Source organism: Sphingobacterium sp. T2 (assembly GCF_000814685.1).
GTDB lineage: Bacteria > Bacteroidota > Bacteroidia > Sphingobacteriales > Sphingobacteriaceae > Sphingobacterium > Sphingobacterium thermophilum.
Genome location: NZ_JXAC01000262.1, coordinates 1 through 2,476, shown reverse-complemented (window position 1 = coordinate 2,476; position 2,476 = coordinate 1). Strand labels below are relative to the sequence as shown.

Genomic DNA, 2,476 nt, shown 5'->3' with positions numbered 1-2,476 from the left:
AGTATCAGAGGCAGATTCAGAGAAGGCTTTGACAAAGAAAAACCTTTCGTGCCTAACGAGATAACTACCGTAAAACTTACCCTTCCCGATGTGGCTCATACCATCAAGAAAGGACATAAACTGATGATCCAAATTCAGCACACATGGTTCCCATTGGTGGACCGAAACCCTAATCAAATGATAGATATCTTTAAAGCCAAAAAAGAAGATTATATCAAAAATACACACCGCCTGTATTTCGATCGCAACAACCCAAGTAGCATAACCTTTTCCGTATTATAAAACCAAAAAGGCAAGATTGAATCTTGCCTTTTGACTTTTCTAGCCATTTAGGGATAGCCTTTACTTCCTTTCTCTCGATCTATTTATCCATAGATGTCTCTAAAGGTGCATGCACATCCCTTGGCGTTAAGTAATCTCTCACTTATGGTAAAAGTAAGAGTAATGATGAAACTATTTATTATTTACGTTCCCTTTCCTCTTAGAGTATTATTCTCGTAAGAAGTGTAATCATAAGTAGAACCAGATTTTGTGAAATGATATTCTCTATTGATGGTGTTCGCACTGTTACGCTTAAGTTCTTTGAAACTATCTCCTGAATATATAAATACTACTATCTATCGGAAGAAAATCATAAGGGGACTTCATAGCAATGTATTTCAGACTGTACGGTGATTTGTCCGTTACTTGGTCCACAACCTTGCTATCTTTCTTACAGGATAAGATTAAAAGTACCCTATAAAACCCAGCATAATGTAAATACGTTTCATAGCGTTAAATATTTATTATAGGCTAAAATTAATCACAACCTATTTATCCTGAAATGGTGATTTATCACTATAAGACGTAAACATTATCTCCCAAAATACATAAAAAAGATGGGAATCTTTAAAACCATCCCATCTTCTTATCTCTCATCAGCCGATGGACCGTAAATTCCAGGGAGAGGAAGATTCAACATTCGCATATACACCGTCAATTGTCCTCGATGATGAATAAGATGATTTTGAATAATAAAACGGAATCCACCGATCTTTGGTAGCTGCACGATAATATGCTCTCCAGACTTAAGGGTCCATATCTTTTGCCAATCCTCATCCGTCATTTTTTCTATAGCCGACACATTACCCGCATAACTGTCATTCAACATAGCCTTTAAGTCCTGAACAGTCTTTGCTATCTGCGGCTTATACATAGTCTTAAAGTCAAAAACTTCCTCAGTCAAAGCATTTTTCACCCAATTGTGTAAATCCACAATATGTGTCGCCAACTCGCCCAACGTCATCGATTTCTCGTGTGGTTTAAAGGATAAATGCTCATCCTGAAGTACACTCAAGAGACGTCTTGTATTTTCAGTTTCTCTTTCTATTTCAATTAATATTCCCTTATTAATACTCATAGTGCTTAGAATTTTTATTATCAAATATAAGGAAATAAACACCTTGAAATACTGAAAAAATTCATAAAAAAGTCAGCACTTAAGTTAAACATTTGTTTAACTTTGTCGCCCATGAAACTCAGTGAAAAGCAATTGGAGATTATCCGCATAGCCCAAACCATGTTTGCAAAAAACGGATTTGAAGGCACTTGCGTACGCGACATTGCACAGGAGGCCGACATCAACGTGGCTATGATCAACTATTATTTCGGTTCGAAAGAAAATCTTCTTGAAACCATCATCAAGTGGGGCATAGAGACATATAAGCTCAACCCTTCTCAGTACGAGTCGGAGGAAGATCCCATTTATCGCTTGGAAAAAATGGTAGAACATTATGTTTCTTCCAAAATCAACAATCCCTCTGTTTACCAGATTTTAATCTCGGAAGCCTCCATAAGAAAGAGAAAGATAAACGAAGAGCTTTTTACAGAACTACGTAAGCATAATATTGAATGTATTCGTCGTGTGATTGAATATGGCGTACAAAAAGGAACATTCAATAGTCCCATCAACGCTACATAAGAATGTAGAACAAAAAAAATAATTCCTTTCACGACCTCAAATAGAGATAAATTCAAGAGCATATGTTTAGTAAGATAAATAAAGGAGGTTTAAATTCTTAGGTTAGAAAAGCACAATCCCAATATGTTAAGCAGGGAAATAATGGAATATATCTAGGAAGTGTTGTAAAACAAAAAAGCCTTATCGATATGGATAAGGCTTTTCTTTGTTTAATAAGGGTAGGCACCGACCTACTCTCCCACCTGTTACGGCAGTACCATCGGCTCTGGCGGGCTTAACTTCTCTGTTCGGAATGGGAAGAGGTGATCACCGCCGATATAGGCACCTTAATGTTCTTTAATCTCTTTTTTGTATCACAACCTACTTAATTGTAAGCTTACTTACATTGACATTTATTGAAAGAAAGAAAAGTTTCCGATTAAGACAACAGCGTATCTTATGCCTTGAAAGTCTCGGGCGATTAGTACTACTCGGCTTTGGTATCTCTACCTTTACACCTGTAGCCTATCAACGTCG

3 protein-coding genes and 1 rRNA gene are annotated in these 2,476 nt (G+C 36.7%); 2 read left to right on the top strand and 2 right to left on the bottom strand.

Annotated features, from left to right (window positions below; all coding sequences use genetic code 11):
* Positions 1–282, top strand: a 282-nt coding sequence (locus SD31_RS13795) for a CocE/NonD family hydrolase C-terminal non-catalytic domain-containing protein (protein WP_039054545.1), incomplete at its 5' end; no start/stop codon positions are given.
* Positions 283–907: 625 nt separating this feature from the next.
* Here the strand turns inward: SD31_RS13795 and SD31_RS13790 are convergent.
* Positions 908–1,399 carry a DinB family protein gene (locus SD31_RS13790; protein WP_039054547.1) on the bottom strand — a complete coding sequence of 164 codons (492 nt, stop codon included), beginning with the start codon at positions 1,397–1,399 and terminating at the stop codon, positions 908–910.
* A 111-nt stretch (positions 1,400–1,510) separates the two neighbouring features.
* Here SD31_RS13790 and SD31_RS13785 point away from each other — a divergent pair, with 111 nt between their 5' ends.
* Positions 1,511–1,960, top strand: a complete 450-nt coding sequence (locus tag SD31_RS13785) for a TetR/AcrR family transcriptional regulator (RefSeq protein ID WP_052259085.1) — start codon at positions 1,511–1,513, stop codon at positions 1,958–1,960.
* 217 nt (positions 1,961–2,177) lie between these two features.
* Here the strand turns inward: SD31_RS13785 and rrf are convergent.
* A 5S ribosomal RNA gene (gene rrf, locus SD31_RS13780) occupies positions 2,178–2,289 on the bottom strand.
* Positions 2,290–2,476 lie beyond the last annotated feature (187 nt).